General features: G+C 54.3%; 15 protein-coding genes. 4 read left to right on the top strand and 11 right to left on the bottom strand.

Translation table 11 applies throughout. The features are described from left to right. Window positions 1–6: 6 nt before the first annotated feature. From prfB to xerD, 4 genes are all read right to left on the bottom strand, one after another. Window positions 7–1,105 (bottom strand): peptide chain release factor 2 gene (gene prfB, locus NR177_RS14480; RefSeq protein ID WP_096011771.1). Its coding sequence is split into 2 segments (ribosomal slippage): window positions 7–1,029 and window positions 1,031–1,105, totalling 1,098 coding nucleotides; the frame shifts between segments, so codons are not numbered across the junction. A 203-nt stretch (window positions 1,106–1,308) separates the two neighbouring features. Then, on the bottom strand, window positions 1,309–3,048 hold the full coding sequence (recJ, locus tag NR177_RS14475; RefSeq protein ID WP_256853127.1) for a single-stranded-DNA-specific exonuclease RecJ: 1,740 nt from the start codon (window positions 3,046–3,048) through the stop codon (window positions 1,309–1,311). A gap of 3 nt (window positions 3,049–3,051) precedes the next feature. Further along, complete coding sequence (gene dsbC / locus NR177_RS14470; RefSeq protein ID WP_063880801.1) at window positions 3,052–3,765, bottom strand: bifunctional protein-disulfide isomerase/oxidoreductase DsbC; 714 nt, start codon at window positions 3,763–3,765, stop codon at window positions 3,052–3,054. Window positions 3,766–3,787: 22 nt separating this feature from the next. Beyond that, entirely contained in the window at window positions 3,788–4,681 is an 894-nt protein-coding gene (gene xerD / locus NR177_RS14465) for a site-specific tyrosine recombinase XerD (RefSeq protein ID WP_096011773.1), read from the bottom strand. A gap of 102 nt (window positions 4,682–4,783) precedes the next feature. Between xerD and fldB the strand changes: the two genes are divergently transcribed. Continuing rightward, on the top strand, window positions 4,784–5,302 hold the full coding sequence (fldB, locus tag NR177_RS14460; RefSeq protein ID WP_063880803.1) for a flavodoxin FldB: 519 nt from the start codon (window positions 4,784–4,786) through the stop codon (window positions 5,300–5,302). 293 nt (window positions 5,303–5,595) lie between these two features. On the opposite strand, the gene NR177_RS14455 is transcribed toward fldB, so the two are convergent. Both NR177_RS14455 and sdhE read right to left on the bottom strand, forming a co-directional pair. Beyond that, window positions 5,596–6,000, bottom strand: a complete 405-nt coding sequence (locus NR177_RS14455; RefSeq protein ID WP_256853126.1) for a protein YgfX — start codon at window positions 5,998–6,000, stop codon at window positions 5,596–5,598. Beyond that, window positions 5,975–6,241, bottom strand: coding sequence for an FAD assembly factor SdhE (gene sdhE / locus NR177_RS14450; RefSeq protein WP_063880805.1), 267 nt, complete (start codon window positions 6,239–6,241; stop codon window positions 5,975–5,977). The genes NR177_RS14455 and sdhE overlap by 26 nt, the downstream gene beginning before the upstream one ends. A 224-nt stretch (window positions 6,242–6,465) precedes the next feature. On the opposite strand from sdhE, the gene ygfZ reads away from it, so the two are divergent. Next, window positions 6,466–7,452 (top strand): tRNA-modifying protein YgfZ, encoded by a 987-nt coding sequence (gene ygfZ / locus NR177_RS14445; protein ID WP_218996041.1) that lies wholly within the window; start codon window positions 6,466–6,468, stop codon window positions 7,450–7,452. Between the two features lie 35 nt (window positions 7,453–7,487). On the opposite strand, the gene NR177_RS14440 is transcribed toward ygfZ, so the two are convergent. Continuing rightward, a complete protein-coding gene (locus tag NR177_RS14440) occupies window positions 7,488–8,141 on the bottom strand; it encodes a hemolysin III family protein (protein WP_256853125.1) in 654 nt (217 codons plus the stop codon). A gap of 164 nt (window positions 8,142–8,305) precedes the next feature. Between NR177_RS14440 and NR177_RS14435 the strand changes: the two genes are divergently transcribed. Both NR177_RS14435 and NR177_RS14430 read left to right on the top strand, forming a co-directional pair. Continuing rightward, window positions 8,306–9,025 carry a MurR/RpiR family transcriptional regulator gene (locus tag NR177_RS14435; RefSeq protein ID WP_063881244.1) on the top strand — a complete coding sequence of 240 codons (720 nt, stop codon included), beginning with the start codon at window positions 8,306–8,308 and terminating at the stop codon, window positions 9,023–9,025. A 114-nt stretch (window positions 9,026–9,139) separates the two neighbouring features. Continuing rightward, window positions 9,140–10,567 (top strand): 6-phospho-beta-glucosidase, encoded by a 1,428-nt coding sequence (locus NR177_RS14430; protein ID WP_256853124.1) that lies wholly within the window; start codon window positions 9,140–9,142, stop codon window positions 10,565–10,567. Window positions 10,568–10,600: 33 nt separating this feature from the next. On the opposite strand, the gene NR177_RS14425 is transcribed toward NR177_RS14430, so the two are convergent. The 4 genes from NR177_RS14425 to gcvT all read right to left on the bottom strand — a co-directional run bounded on the left by NR177_RS14425 (window position 10,601) and on the right by gcvT (window position 15,868). Further along, complete coding sequence (locus NR177_RS14425) at window positions 10,601–11,344, bottom strand: SDR family oxidoreductase (RefSeq protein ID WP_256853123.1); 744 nt, start codon at window positions 11,342–11,344, stop codon at window positions 10,601–10,603. A gap of 60 nt (window positions 11,345–11,404) precedes the next feature. Beyond that, on the bottom strand, window positions 11,405–14,278 hold the full coding sequence (gcvP, locus tag NR177_RS14420) for an aminomethyl-transferring glycine dehydrogenase (protein WP_096011779.1): 2,874 nt from the start codon (window positions 14,276–14,278) through the stop codon (window positions 11,405–11,407). Between the two features lie 81 nt (window positions 14,279–14,359). Then, complete coding sequence (gcvH, locus tag NR177_RS14415; protein WP_063880811.1) at window positions 14,360–14,746, bottom strand: glycine cleavage system protein GcvH; 387 nt, start codon at window positions 14,744–14,746, stop codon at window positions 14,360–14,362. A gap of 24 nt (window positions 14,747–14,770) precedes the next feature. Further along, window positions 14,771–15,868: a glycine cleavage system aminomethyltransferase GcvT gene (gene gcvT / locus NR177_RS14410; protein WP_109717001.1), complete on the bottom strand. Its 1,098-nt coding sequence runs from the start codon at window positions 15,866–15,868 to the stop codon at window positions 14,771–14,773. Between the last annotated feature and the right edge of the window lie 141 nt (window positions 15,869–16,009).

The raw sequence follows: 16,009 nt of genomic DNA, 5'->3' as shown, positions 1-16,009 counted from the left end.
GGTTCCTTATAGCCCTGCTTTTAAACTTGCTTCAATGAATCGGTCCAGATCGCCATCCAGCACCGCCTGCGTGTTACGCGTTTCCACGCCGGTACGCAGATCTTTAATACGTGAGTCATCCAAAACGTAAGAACGGATCTGGCTGCCCCAACCGATGTCAGACTTATTGTCTTCCAGCATCTGCTTCTCGGCATTTTTTTTCTGCATCTCAAGCTCGTACAGCTTCGCCTTCATCTGCTTCATCGCCTGATCTTTGTTTTTGTGCTGAGAGCGATCGTTTTGACACTGGGTTACCGTACCGGTTGGAACGTGGGTAATACGCACCGCCGATTCCGTACGGTTTACGTGCTGACCACCGGCACCGGAGGCGCGGTAAACGTCAATACGCAGGTCGGCCGGATTGATGTCGATATCAATATCGTCATCCACTTCCGGATAGATAAACGCTGAGCTAAAGGAGGTATGGCGGCGACCACCGGAGTCAAAGGGACTCTTACGTACCAGGCGATGTACGCCGGTTTCGGTGCGCAGCCAGCCAAATGCATAATCGCCAGAGACGCGAATAGTGACGGACTTGATACCTGCCACTTCACCTTCTGACTCTTCAATAATTTCAGTCTTGAACCCTCTCGCCTCTGCCCAACGCAGATACATGCGCATCAGCATGCTGGCCCAGTCCTGCGCTTCTGTTCCACCGGAACCGGCCTGCAGATCAATGTAGCAGTCGGCGCTGTCATATTCGCCGGAAAACATACGACGAAACTCAAGTTCACCGAGTTTACCTTCCAGCACGTCCAGTTCAGCCACGGCTTCGTTGAAGGTTTCTTCATCGTCGGCTTCTACCGCCAGGTCAAGCAGCCCCTGCACATCTTCCAGCCCCTGGTTCATCTGATCGAGCGTATTAACGATGGCTTCCAGCGAGGAGCGCTCTTTACCCAGCGCCTGAGCACGTTCCGGTTCGTTCCAGACGTCGGGCTGTTCCAGTTCTGCGTTTACTTCTTCAAGGCGTTCTTTCTTGGCATCGTAGTCAAAGATACCCCCGAAGAACGTCGCTGCGCTCGCTGAGGTCCTGAATACGGTATTTGACCGGGTTAATTTCAAACATGTGTTTAGCGTCTTTTTTACGTTCGATGGAATAAGAAATTCAGCCTGCGAGTTTACCCGAAACCGACGGCAGTTTGTAGCGTTGAGAAAATGCGCAGGTCTTAATCTTTCGGCTCAGTCAGATGGACTGGCTAAGCCGAAACGGGCGTGACGATGGTAATCATGACGACAGGGGGAACAGTGCCGCGCAACCCACCTGCCCGGCTAGCTGAGCGGCCAGAGGTGTTCAACAATCAGTTGCACCGACCGGTTACCGCGGTACTCATTGATATCAAGCCGGTACGCGAGTTCAACCTGACGCACGCTGCTGTCAGGCCACAGCGTGGTATCCACGTTAAACGCGATACCGTCAATCAGCGGCCCGCCTTCCAGCGGCTCAACCATCAGCTTCAGGTGACGTTCACCGACCAGGCGCTGCTGCAGTAGCCTGAACTTGCCGTCGAAAGCCGGTTCAGGAAAGGACTGGCCCCAGGGACCGGCATCGCGCAGCATTTCCGCCGTCTGAATTGAAAACTCGGCGGGCTGTAACGCGCCATCCGACCAGATAACGCCCTGTAACGCTTCTCCGGCCAGCCATTCGCCCACCAGGTCGGCAAAGCGCTGCCGAAATTCCTCGTAGCGCGTCGCTTCCAGCGACAGTCCGGCTGCCATAGCATGGCCGCCAAACTTCTGCATCAGGCCGGGATGCAACGTATCAAGACGTTCCAGCGCGTCACGCAGATGCAAACCCGCAATCGATCGTCCCGATCCTTTCAACATGCCGTCACCGGCAGGTGCAAAGGCAATGACCGGGCGATGGAAGCGCTCTTTCAGGCGGGAAGCCAGAATACCGACCACGCCCTGATGCCATTCGGGGTGATAAAAGGCCAGCCCCAGCGGCAGATCGCTTTGCTCGCTCTCCAGCTTTTGGCATAACGCCAGCGCCTCGCTCTGCATGCCCTGTTCTATCTCTTTGCGCATCTGGTTAAGCGCATCCAGTTCACTGGCTAACATGCGTGACTGGCTGAGATCGTCGGTCAGTAACAGCGCCACGCCAACAGACATATCATCCAGGCGTCCGGCAGCATTAAGCCGCGGACCCAGCGCAAAACCCAGGTCGCTGGCGGCCAACTGGCGGGCATCGCGGTTGGCGATTTCCAGCAGGGCTTTAATTCCCGGTCGGCATTTGCCAGCCCGGATGCGGCTCAGGCCCTGCCACACTAAGATGCGATTATTCGCATCCAGCGGCACCACATCCGCCACCGTGCCCAGCGCCACCAGATCCAACAGGTCCGCCAGATTAGGTTCCGCTCGCGTGGCTCCAAACCAGCCCTGGGTTCGCAGATGCGCGCGCAGGGCCATCATCAGATAAAAGGCCACGCCAACGCCCGCTAACGAGCGAGAGGGAAAATCACAATCCGGCAGGTTGGGATTCACAATGGCATTAGCATCCGGCAGCGTTTCGCCCGGCAAGTGGTGGTCGGTAACCAGCACCGCAATGCCGTGCTGATGTGCCACCTGCACACCGGCGTGGGATGAGATACCGTTATCCACGGTCAATATCATCTCGGCACCGCGCGCCCTGGCCTGCTCCACCACTTCCGGACTCAGACCGTAGCCATCTTCAAAACGGTTGGGCACCAGATACTGCACGTTGCTGTATCCCATGCTGCGCAGTGCCAGCACCGTCAGCGCGGTACTGGTGGCACCATCGGCATCAAAATCGCCCACAATCATGATGCAGCGGCCATCCAGCAGAGCCTGATGAAGCAAACTCACGGCCTTGTCTATGCCGCTTAATGCGCTGAAAGGCAGCAGGTTTTTCGCGCCTCTTTCCAGCTCGGCGGCATCGGTAACGCCGCGTTGCAGATAAAGCCGACGCAGGAGTGGCGGTAAATCAGCCGGTAACGCCAGCTGATTGGCCACCGCCTCACGGCGACGTAGTTCGACTTCGTGCTTTACCACGCCTTAACCACCACGCTTTTGATTATCCAGTACCTGCTTGAGTTCCTGTGGGCTTTGATAGCCTGGGATCATCATTCCGCTGTCGGTCAGAATAGCTGGCGTACCCTGAATGCCGAACAGCACACCCAGTTGGTACTGCTTGCCGATATCAATATTGCATGAGGCTGGCGCATCCATCTTCGGCACATCGCCTTTCATCGCCTCATCAAAGGCTTTGTTGCGATCGGCGCTGCACCAGACGGCCTTCATGGCGCTGGCGACTTTGCCGTTCATGCCTTCACGGGGGAAAGCCAGATAGCGAACGGTGATTCCCAGCGCGTTATAGTCCGCCATTTGCTCATGGAGTTTGTGGCAGTAGCCGCAGGTGATATCCGTAAACACCGTCACCACATGCTGCTCTTTTGGCGCTTTATACACGATCATTTCCGGGACCAGCGCCTCAACTTTCTTATCCAGCAGCGCATTCGTGACGTTGACCGGCTGAGTGCCGCTGACATCATAAAGCGGGCCCTGGATCATGTGTTTACCATCATCGGTAACGTACAGCACGCCACTTTCGGTGAGCACGGTTTTAAAACCCGGCAGGGGCGAAGGTTGAATCTCAGTCTGGTGCAAACCCAGTTTTTTCAGGGAAAGCTGAATGGCGCTGTCATCAGCGTGGGTCAATCCGGAAAAGGCGCTGGCCAGAAGCGCCAGCATGGCAACATGTTTGTTCATTGTTTTCCTTACTATCCGTCGGTTATGCGCGCGGATGATGCTGTTGATGTAACAGTCGCAGACGTTCCGTGGCGACATGAGTATAAATCTGTGTCGTTGAGAGGTCGCTGTGCCCCAGTAACATCTGTACGACACGTAAGTCAGCCCCGTGGTTCAGCAAATGCGTGGCGAAAGCATGGCGCAGCACGTGCGGTGAAAGCTTTTCGCTGTCGATGCCCGCCAGCGTGGCGTAATGCTTGATACGATGCCAGAAGGTTTGTCGCGTCATCTGCTGGGCGCGGTTACTGGGAAAGAACACGTCCAGCGTCTGCCCATTGAGCAGCCATGGCCGCCCGTGCTCCATATAATATTCCAGCCAGTAAACCGCCTCTTCACCTAATGGCACCAGGCGCTCTTTATTGCCTTTACCGATCACCCGCACCACGCCCTGACGCAGGCTGACGTCATTCAGGGTCAGTCCCACCAGTTCTGAGACACGCAAGCCGGTGGCGTATAACAATTCCAGCATGGCTTTATCGCGCAGTTCAAGCGGCACATTGACATCCGGCGCCTGCAGCAGGCGATCTACCTGCGCCTCGCTCAGATCTTTTGGCAACCGCTGGGGCAATTTGGGGGCTGCCAGCATCGCGCTGGGATCGTCAGATCGAATCTTTTCGCGGTAGAGGTACTGAAACAGGCGGCGCATGGCGCTGAGCAGGCGTGCAGAGCTGGAGGCTTTATAGCCGCCCTCAAGCCGCTCCGCGAGAAACTGTTGCAGATCGGGCGCACTCAGTGTCGTGAGCGTCAAACCGTTATGCACCAGCCAGCCAGTGAGGGTTTGCAGATCCTGTCGATAGGAAGACAGGGTATTTTGCGCCAGATTGCGCTCAATCCACAGCGCATCAAGAAACTGTTCTGTCAGTTCACTATCTTGCACGTTTTCCCCACCGTTCAGTATGAAATCGTGCTCATTATGCCTGATTCAACCCTGCTTCTGATACAATTACGCCAAAGTCAGGATTAACAGAGCACTATCTGCATGAAAATAGGTCTTTTTTACGGTTCCAGTACCTGTTACACCGAAATCGTAGCGGAGAAAATTCGGGATTTTATTGGTGACGAGTTAGTGACGTTGCACAACGTGAAAGATGACGATCCGCGTCTGATGGAAGAGTATGATCTGTTGATTTTGGGCATTCCTACCTGGGATTTTGGTGAGTTACAGGAGGACTGGGAGGCAATCTGGCCTCAGTTACCCACTCTCAATCTGCATAACAAGATAGTGGCACTGTACGGCATGGGCGACCAGATTGGCTATGGCGAGTGGTTTTTGGATGCTTTGGGCATGCTGCATGAGCTGCTACAGCCAATGGGCGTGCAGTTTGTCGGCTACTGGCCACTGGACGGCTATGAATTCACCAGCCCCAAACCGCTGAGCGCTGATGGCAAACAGTTTGTCGGGCTGGCGCTGGACGATGTTAATCAGTTTGAAGCGACGGATGAGCGCGTCGAACAGTGGTGCGAACAGATTCTGACCGAGACTGCCGACCGGCTGTAACCTCTGTTCTGCAGCCCTTGTCCAGAAAGCGGTGTTAAAAAACCGCCGTTCAGAAACGGGGGCTAAGAAGCCGCTGTTAATTCACCTTCTTCAGACAGGGTTATCCAGAAATCATTGTTTTGAAGGCCATGTTTTGAAAAACATGTTTTGAAAACCGTGCTTTAAAGCCGCGTTCTGAAAGCCCTGTCCTGGGCGCGTTATTCTGGAAACCTTATTCAGGAAACGTTGTTCTGCAAAAAGTGTTGTGGGAAGCGTGTTCTGAAAACATGGCTCTGGAAGCCTTGTTCAGCGCGTCAGGTGTCACTGAAACAGCGAGCCCGTAACGCGCGCCATTCCTCTGGCTGCATGTTGTCCTGCATCAGCCAGAGCCGTAAAGTCTTGCCGTTGCCGTTGCGCAGCACCAGTAATACCGCGCCGGGTAACCAGTACAACGGCTGCTGCGTTTGCCAGCTGTCACCTTGCCAGCCCCAGTCGCGATTGCTGTCGCGCTGTAACCAGCCGTGCCGTTGGCGCAAACGGCGATCCTGTCGCCACCCTTCCCACAGCACTACGGCGACCAGGACAGGCTTAATCATCCACTCTGCCGCAGGCAGCTCCATTATCCCGACGCCTGCTATAGTCATTAACAGCGTCAGGGTTAAGGCCGTGCGTGCGTGCCAAGAGGGATGAAGGTTACATCGCCACCGGTCCGCGTTCACGATTGCGCTGCTGGATAAGTTTAACCATACGATTCAGTTCGGGATCGCCCGGTTCGCCATGGTTCATCAACCAGTTGAAAAGATCGGGATCGTCACTTTTCAGCAGGGCGATAAACACTTGCTTATCCGTGTCGTTGAGCGTGTCATATTCGTACTTAAAGAACGGCATAATAGCGATATCCAGCTCCAGCATGCCACGACGGCAGGCCCAGTGAATTCGTGATTTATCATCAATATCCATGCAACAGTTTCCACATTTCACATCGTGGCCGCTAGTGTACCCTGGATTAATGCTGACTGCAGGCTCACAACGCAACCCTGTGCAACGCGCCGCAGAGTCAGGTTTTTTTAACGCCTCAGTACGCGTTTTGTGCGCCCTTTTCAGTAAACAGGTTGCATTGCCAGTGTGCTCTTTTAACATTGAAGACATTGTTCCGGATGAACCTTCATACTCAGGATTTATCGATGCCAACATTTACGCTTCCCCCACGTCAGCCCGCAGCCTCGTCACGCCTGCCGTTAACGTTAATCTCTCTGGATGCCTGGGCACTGGTTTCCGTCGTCGGCCCCGACAGCACACCTTATTTGCAGGGCCAGTTGACTCTGGATGTGGCAGCGCTGGATGCGGCTCACCATCTGCCTGCCGCCCACTGTGATGCTAAGGGCAAGATGTGGAGCAACCTGCGTCTGTTTCATCGTGGTGAGGGCTATGCCTATTTGGTGCGTCGCGAGCTGCGAGACACGCAGTTGCCTGAGCTGAAAAAATATGCCGTTTTTTCTAAAGTCACTCTGGCGGCGGATGACGATGTCGTTTTGCTGGGCGTCGCCGGTTTCCAGGCGCGTGCCGCGCTGGCGAATGTCTTTGACACGCTGCCCGACCACTCAACTCCCGTAGTACAGCAGGGGGATACAACGCTGTTGTGGTTTGAACATCCCGCAGAACGTTTTCTGCTGGTCACGTCGCTTTCACAGGCAGAAGCGCTGAAACAGAGGCTGGCAGAGGATGCGCAGTTCAATGACAGCACACAGTGGCTGGCGTTAGATATCGAAGCCGGTATTCCGATTATCGACGCGGCTACCAGCGCGCAGTTTATTCCCCAGGCTGCAAACATGCAGGCACTGGACGCAATTAGCTTTAAAAAAGGCTGTTACACCGGCCAGGAAATGGTGGCAAGGGCCAAGTATCGCGGCGCGAATAAACGTGCGCTCTACTGGCTGTCAGGCCAGGCCAGTCACCTGCCCACCGCTAACGACTCGCTTGAGCTGCAGATGGGCGAGCGCTGGCGTCGCACGGGCACCGTTCTTGCGGCGGTCCAGCTGGACGATGGCGTAACCTGGGTGCAGGTCGTGATGAACAACGATCTGGAGCCGGACAGCGTACTACGTGTTGAAGGCGATGAAGGCGGTAAGCTGCAGATTCAGCCCTTGCCTTACTCGCTGGAAGAAGGCTGAGTTCAGGGGCGGGATTTTGTCCCGCCCTTTTTTCTTTACATAACGTAGAAGTAGATGGCGCAGAAATGGCAAATACAGCCGCCTAAAACAAAACCGTGCCAGATAGCATGATTAAAGGGCACCCGACGCGCGACGTAAAAAATCACGCCCAGGGAATAGATGATGCCGCCCAACGCCAGCAGCCAGATCCCGCCAGCCGACAGTTTCATCGCCAACTGATAAACCACAATCAGCGAAAGCCATCCCATGCAAAGATAAGTAACCAGGGACAGCACCTTAAAGCGATCGGCGATAGTCAGCTTAAAAAGAATGCCCAACAGCGCCAGGCCCCAGATGACCGCCATTAATCCATAGGCCAGAGGCGACTGTAACCCTACCATCAGGAACGGCGTATAAGTGCCTGCAATCAACAAGTAGATAGCGCAGTGGTCAACTTTTTTCAGCACGCGCTTAGCACGCGGATGGCTGACAGCATGGTAAAGCGTTGAGGCCAGAAACAACAGAATCATGCTGCCGCCGTACAGGCTGGAACTGACGATAGTGGTTATTCCAGCGTTCATCGCCATTGCCTTATCAAGCAACAGCACTGATCCTACAATCCCAAACAGGCAACCGAGCCCGTGACTGATACTGTTGGCAATTTCCTCTGCCAGTGGATAACCCTGCGTCGGTAAACTTTTGTGAGTCATAACATTCCTGCCTGAAAAGTGATAACAACTGCAGCTTTATCGTGCAACAGAGTACCCAGAAAAAGTTTCAGTGTACAAGTGTAAGCTTAAAATAATTATTGCGGTCAACCCCTGCGCGATTTCTGGTAAAATGCTGGCTAGTCAATTGCCTGATGAGTTTTTCCATGTTCTCGCATCACGATCTTGCCACCCTGAACGATCTTGAAATGCAGGTTTATCAGTACATCATCAAACATCGCGACAGTGTCAGTTACATGACCATCCGCGATCTGGCCGAACAGGCAGCGGTGTCGACCACCACCGTATTGCGTTTTTGTCGCAAAATGCAGTGTGAAGGCTGGTCAGAATTTCGTATCCGGCTGCGTCTGGCGCAGGAGCAAACGGCCCCTGTGCTGCCGGTCTCGGGCGTCGCGGATATGCTGAGTTTCTTTAAAAGCATCAACAACGATGAGTTTGAGCAGGTCATGCGTCAGGCGGCAGAGATGATCAATCTGGCTGAGCGGGTGTTTTTTATTGGCGTGGGAACATCGGGAAGCCTGGGAAAATATGGGGCGCGCTTTTTCTCGAACGTCGGTAAGTTCAGCCATGCCATTGACGACCCCTATTATCCGGTGAGTCCGAGCTTATATGAAAACGCCCTGGCTATTATCCTTTCTGTTTCTGGTGAAACGGAAGAAGTGCTGCGTATCGCCAGTCAGTTCAGCCTGAATAAGTGTAAAATCATTGCCATCACCAATAGTGAAACCTGCTCACTGGCAAAAATGAGCGACTTTACGGTGTCTTATCATGTACCGGTGATACGAATGGCAGACCACAGCGATATTACGACTCAGGTCCCGGTCATGTATATTATTGAGTCTTTAGGTCGAAAACTGGGTAAATAAAACAAGGCGTTTTTTTGCCGTAACAAATCCCTTTTTTGCTACGGTGTTATAGCGTGACATTATTAAGTGCTTTGCTACACTCAGCCCAATTTTATTGTCAGGGGAGAGAGCGTAATGAGCTTACCAAGAACGTTTCTGTGGGGCGGTGCGGTCGCGGCACATCAGGTGGAAGGCGGCTGGGATCAGGGCGGTAAAGGCATCAGTATTGCCGATGTGCTGACCGGCGGTTCGCATGGTGTGGACCGGGTCATCACCGACGGCGTCCAGCCCGGAAAATTCTATCCTAATCATCAGGCTGTTGAATTTTACTCTCATTACAAACAGGATATTGCGCTGTTTGCTGAGATGGGTTTTAAATGCTTCCGCACCTCCATTGCCTGGACCCGTATTTTCCCGAATGGCGATGAACTGCAACCCAATGAAGCCGGTCTGCAATTCTATGACGATCTGTTTGATGAATTACTTAAATACGGTATTGAGCCGGTTATTACCCTTTCCCATTTTGAAATGCCCTATCACCTGGTTAAAGAATACGGTGGCTGGCATAACCGTAAAGTCGTCGATTTCTTTGTTCGCTTTAGTGAAGTCGTACTGAAGCGTTACAAGAACAAAGTAAAATACTGGATGACCTTTAACGAAATTAATAATCAGCGTAACTGGCAATATCCGCTGTTTGGTTACTGCTGCTCAGGCGTTATTTTCACTGAACATGAAAAACCTGAACAGGCGATGTATCAGGTCATGCATCATCAGTTTGTTGCCAGCGCCAAAGTAGTGAAGCTGGGTCATGAGATCAACCCGGACTTTCAGATTGGCTGCATGATCGCCATGGTGCCGGTTTACCCCTTCTCCTGTCATCCGGATGACGTCCTGCTGGCGCAGGAAGCGATGCATCAACGTTATGTATTCAGTGACGTGCAAATGCGGGGTTACTATCCGGCTTATGCACTGAAAGAGTGGGCGCGCAAAGGCTATCACATTGAAATGGAAGCTGAAGATGCTGAAATCCTGCGTAATGGCTGCGCGGATTACGTGGGTTTCAGCTATTACATGAGTACTGCCGTGCAGACCAGCGCCAGCGGCGTAGATGACCCCATTACCGGTTTTGAAGGCGCGGTTAAAAACCCGCATGTTAAAGCCTCAGACTGGGGCTGGCAGATTGATCCCGTTGGCCTGCGCTATACGCTTAACGAGTTGTACGAGCGCTACCAAAAACCCCTGTTTATTGTGGAAAATGGCTTTGGTGCCATCGATAAACCGAACGCACAGGGCGTCATCGAGGATGATTACCGCATTGATTATCTGGCTGCACATATTGAAGAGATGAAGAAAGCCGTTACACATGATGGTGTGGATCTTATGGGATACACGCCGTGGGGCTGTATCGACTGTGTGTCTTTCACCACCGGTCAGTACAACAAACGTTACGGTTTTATTCATGTGAATAAAAACGACGATGGCAGCGGCGATTTCTCGCGCGCGAAGAAAAAGAGCTTTGCCTGGTATCAACAGGTTATCGCCAGCAACGGCGAAAAACTGTAAGCCCGTGCCGCAGCGCTCTGCTGCGGCATAATTTTAGCGCCCGCCGGCGGCATCAATAATGCTGCCGGTAATGTAAGAGGCGGCATCGCTGGCTAACCAGACGATGGCTTCTGCAATTTCTTCGGCATCACCGCCGCGCCCCATTGGAATTCCGCTGGCAAGCCGGTCGACTCTGCCCGGCTCGCCCCCGTCCGCATGCATCTCGGTGTAGATCATCCCCGGACGTACGCCATTGACACGGATTCCCTGCTGAGCGACTTCCAGCGACAGGCCTTTGGTCATCGTATCCATCGCGCCTTTCGATGCTGCATAATCGACATATTCATTTGGCGACCCCGTGCGGGCCGCAGCAGACGACACATTAACAATGCTACCGCCCTGCCCGCCATGATGGGTTCCCATGCGCCGGACGGCTTCCCGACTGCAGAGAAAGGGGCCAAGCACGTTGGTGGCAAAAACCTGCTGAATACGCGAGGCATCCAGTTGCTCAAGGCGACATTGCTGGAACAGTATGCCGGCGTTATTCACCAGCAGCGTGAGCGGCAGATCTTCCTGATCCAGCCGCTGAAACAGCGACATCACCTGCGCTTCATCACTGATGTCGGCCTGAACGCTAAAAGCCTCACCGCCCTGACGCACTATCTCATCCACAACCTGATGGGCCTCACTGGCGCGTGAGCGGAAATTTACCGCCACCCGGTAGCCTCGGGACGCCAGTAAGAGGGCCGTCGCGCGACCAATGCCGCGACTGCCGCCGGTAACGAGTGCGAGTTGCATGGCTGTCTCCATAAAAAAGGGCCGAAAATCGGCCCTCAGAAATAAATGCGTTAACCTGACTTAAGCATAGTCGCTCATCGGCACACACGAACAGAACAGGTTACGGTCGCCAAAGACATCATCCAGGCGCTTGACCGTCGGCCAGTATTTATTGTGTCCGCCTGCCGGGAACACGGCCAGCTCACGGCTGTAGGGATGCGACCATTCTCCGATGACTTCCGTTTGCGTATGAGGCGCATTGACCAGCGGGTTATCCTCAAGTGACCACTCTCCCTGCTCAACCCGACTGATTTCCATGCGAATCGCCAGCATGGCATCAATGAAGCGGTCCAGTTCGATTTTGCCTTCCGATTCTGTCGGTTCCACCATGAGCGTTCCGGCTACCGGGAATGACATGGTCGGCGCATGGAAGCCATAGTCGATAAGGCGTTTAGCGATATCCAGCTCACTGATACCGGTTTGCTCTTTTAACGGACGAATATCGAGAATACATTCGTGCGCCACACGACCATCGCGTCCTGCGTAAAGAATGGGATAGGCCGATTTCAGGCGGCTGGCAATATAGTTAGCGTTAAGGATCGCGACCGAACTGGCCTGCTTCAGTCCTTCTGCCCCCATCATGCGGATATACATCCAGCTGATAGGCAGAATGGATGCGCTGCCAAATGGCGCAGCGGAGACGGCGCCCTGCTGCGTCAGCATGCCATCAATCTGCACCACGCTGTGTCCCGGAACAAACGGGGCCAGGTGGGCTTTCACGCCGATCGGTCCCATTCCCGGGCCGCCACCGCCGTGCGGTATGCAGAAGGTTTTGTGCAGGTTGAGGTGCGAAACATCTGCGCCGATGTAGCCTGGCGTGGTAATGCCCACCTGTGCATTCATGTTGGCACCATCAAGGTAAACCTGACCACCGTGCTGATGCACGATCTGGCACACCTCTCGGATGGTTTCTTCATAAACACCGTGGGTGGAGGGATAGGTCACCATAATGCATGACAGTTTATCGCCGGCCTGAGCCGCTTTTTCACGCAGGTCGCCAAGGTCGATATTGCCCTGTTTGTCACAGGCTACCACCACGACATCCATGCCTGCCATCTGCGCTGAGGCCGGATTGGTGCCATGCGCCGAGCTGGGAATCAGGCAAAGATGACGTTCACCTTCACCGCGGCTTTCGTGGTAACGACGAATCGCTAACAGTCCGGCATATTCCCCCTGCGCGCCCGAGTTAGGCTGCATGCAGAGGGCATCGTAACCGGTCAGCTGTACCAGCCACTGTGAAAGCTGCCCTATCATTTGCAAGTAACCCCCCGCCTGTTCTGCCGGGCAGAACGGATGCAGTTCGGCAAATTCAGGCCAGGTGATGGGGATCATCTCGGCGGCAGCGTTGAGTTTCATGGTGCAGGAACCCAGCGGAATCATCGCCTGATTCAGTGCCAGATCTTTTTTCTCCAGGCTGTGCATATAGCGCATCATCTCAGTTTCACTGTGATGACGGTTAAACACCGGATGAGAGAGAATTTCACTTTTACGCTGCTGCCCGGCCGGAACCGACTGGCTGTCAGCCGCGACCTGGCTGTCGAGTTGGTCGATATCCTGACCGTGTTCATCACCCAGCAGAATAGCGAACAGCGTGCTGATGTCTTCACGGCGCGTGGTTTCATCCAGTGTGATGCCGACTGCATTATGAATGTCGCTGCGCAGGTTAACGCCAAAACTCAGCGCACGGTTAAGCACGCCCGCTTTATCTGCAACCTCTACCGTCAGCGTGTCAAACCAGTGGCTATGACGCAGTTTCAGCCCGCCACGCTGGAGTCCGGCAGCCAGAATATCGGTGAAGCGATGGATACGCGACGCAATACGTTTCAGTCCAACCGGCCCGTGGAACACCGCATACAGCCCCGCGATATTGGCCAGCAGCACCTGTGAAGTACAGATGTTGGAGTTGGCTTTTTCACGACGGATATGCTGCTCGCGGGTTTGCATCGCCATACGCAGGGCGGTATTGCCTGCCGCATCGCGGGAAACGCCGATAATACGGCCTGGCATAGAGCGCTTGTGCTCGTCGCGGCTGGCGAAGAAGGCGGCATGAGGCCCTCCATAGCCCATTGGCACACCAAAGCGTTGGGCGGAACCAAATACAATGTCCGCCCCTTGTTTGCCCGGCGACTCAAGCAACACCAGCGCCATAAAGTCGGATGCCATGCTCACCACCACCTTGCGCGCTTTCAGCTCGCTAATCAGGTGGGTAAAGTCATGTACTTCTCCGGTGGTGCCGACCTGCTGTAGCAGCACACCAAACAGGTTGTCGTGATCCAGCGCTTTGGCCGGACTATCGATAATCAGTTCAAAGCCAAAGGTTTCGGCGCGGGTACGCACCACATCCAGCGTTTGTGGATGAATATCGTCAGCGATAAAGAACCGGTTGGCATTTTTCAGTTTGCTGATGCGTTTTGACATCGCCATCGCTTCAGCGGCGGCAGTGGCTTCGTCCAGCAGTGAAGCGGAGGCAATGTCCATGCCGGTCAGATCAATCGTGACCTGCTGAAAGTTAAGCAGTGCCTCAAGGCGGCCCTGCGAGACTTCTGGCTGATAAGGCGTATAAGCCGTATACCAGCCCGGATTTTCCAGCATGTTACGCAAAATTACCGGCGGCGTGATCACCGCACTGTATCCCATGCCAATCCAGGATTTATAAAGCAGGTTTTGTCCGGCAATGGCCTTTAACTCAGCCAGCGCCTGTTGTTCAGTTGCGGCATCGCCGACAGCGGGCGGGCCTGGCAACTGAATGTCGGCGGGGACGATAGAACCAATCAACGACGCCAGAGAGCTGGCACCGATCGCCTCCAGCATGACGGCCTGTTGTTCTGGCGACGGACCAATATGGCGCTCGATAAAGGCACCGTTGTGTTCAAGCTGGCTGAGAGTCTGAGTCATGAGCTGTAAATCCTGAATCGGGCTGGGGAACAGAGAATGCAAGTCAGATATGTGCGGCCTCGCTCAGAGGCCGCACAACGATTACTCGTCGATGGAGGCTTTATAAGCATCCGCGTCCAGCAGCGAGTCAATTTCGGACTCATCGCTGGCTTTGATCTGGAATAACCAGCCACCGTCATAAGGCTCGCTGTTCACCTGTTCAGGGGAATCGTTCAGGGAGTCGTTCACTGCCACAATTTCACCGCTGACGGGCGCATAAATATCTGAAGCGGCTTTGACCGATTCGGCGACGGCGCACTCTTCTCCGGCAGAGAAGGTGGCACCGACCTCAGGCAGGTCAACAAACACCATATCGCCCAGTAACTCCTGCGCATGTTCGGTGATACCAACGGTATAGGTACCGTCCGCATTTTTGCGCAGCCATTCGTGACTGTCGCGGTATTTCAACTCTGCTGGCACATTGCTCATCGCCATTTCTCCTGTAATTATATGTTACTGCGCAACCGGTTTTCCGGCGCGAACGAAAATCGGTTTAGTGACTTTTACAGGCATTTCACGGTTACGGATCTCAACAATCGCGTTCTCACCGATACCTGCCGGCACGCGGGCCAGGGCAATGCTATAACCCAACGTAGGGGAGAAAGAACCGCTGGTGATCACACCCTGCTGCATCTGACCCTGTTGATCGGTAAAACGTACGGGCAAGCCGTTACGCAGTACGCCTTTTTCCGTCAGAATCAGCCCAACCAGTTTTTCAGTGCCCTTTGCTCGCTGGCTTTCCAGCGCTTCACGTCCAATAAAGTTGCGGTCAGTTGGCTCCCAGCTAAGCGTCCAGCCCATATTGGCCGCCAGCGGTGATACGCTCTCGTCCATTTCCTGACCGTAGAGATTCATGCCCGCTTCCAGACGCAAAGTATCACGTGCGCCCAGTCCCGCAGGTTTGACGCCTGCGCTCAGCAAGCGCTGCCAGAACGCGACGGCTTCGGCGGCAGGGAGCGCAATTTCATAGCCCGCTTCGCCCGTATAGCCGGTGGTGGCGATAAACAGCTCTCCGGCTTGTACACCAAAGAAGGGTTTCATGCCCTGCACCGCCTGGCGCTGCGCATCGCTGAATAACGTTTGCGCTTTTTGCTGGGCCTGCGGGCCTTGTACAGCGATAAGCGCCAGATCGTCACGCTCTGTTAACGCGACGCCGTAACCCTGGGCATGCTCACTGATCCAGGCCAGATCTTTTTCACGCGTCGCGGAATTGACCACCAGACGGAAAAACGTCTCGTCCATAAAATAAACAATCAAATCGTCAATCACGCCACCGGAGGCATTCAGCATGCCGGTGTAGAGCGCTTTGCCCGGCTGGGTCAGTTTGGCGACATCGTTTGCCAGCAGGTAGCGCAGAAACTCGCGCGTGCGCTCACCTTTCACATCAACAATCGTCATATGCGACACATCGAACATGCCGGCATCGCTGCGTACAGCATGATGCTCATCCATTTGCGAGCCATAGTGCAACGGCATCATCCAGCCGTGGAAATCCACCATCCGCGCGCCATTTGCCTGGTGCTGTTCAAACAACGGTGTGTGCTGAGTCATAACCATCCTGTGCAGAAACGAGTGAGTTTGAAACTACGCCGCCATGTTGCCGACGCAAACGTTCTCTTTGCCTTGACGTTACCACCGAACCTGACGATTAACCATAAGCAAAGCGAGGTCGAAAGACGTTGCACAGCCTAA

This window comes from Pantoea sp. Fr+CA_20 (assembly GCF_024520835.1).
GTDB lineage: Bacteria > Pseudomonadota > Gammaproteobacteria > Enterobacterales > Enterobacteriaceae > Pantoea > Pantoea allii.
The sequence above is the reverse complement of the archived record's forward strand: the minus strand, read 5'-3'. Positions and strand labels throughout refer to the sequence as shown.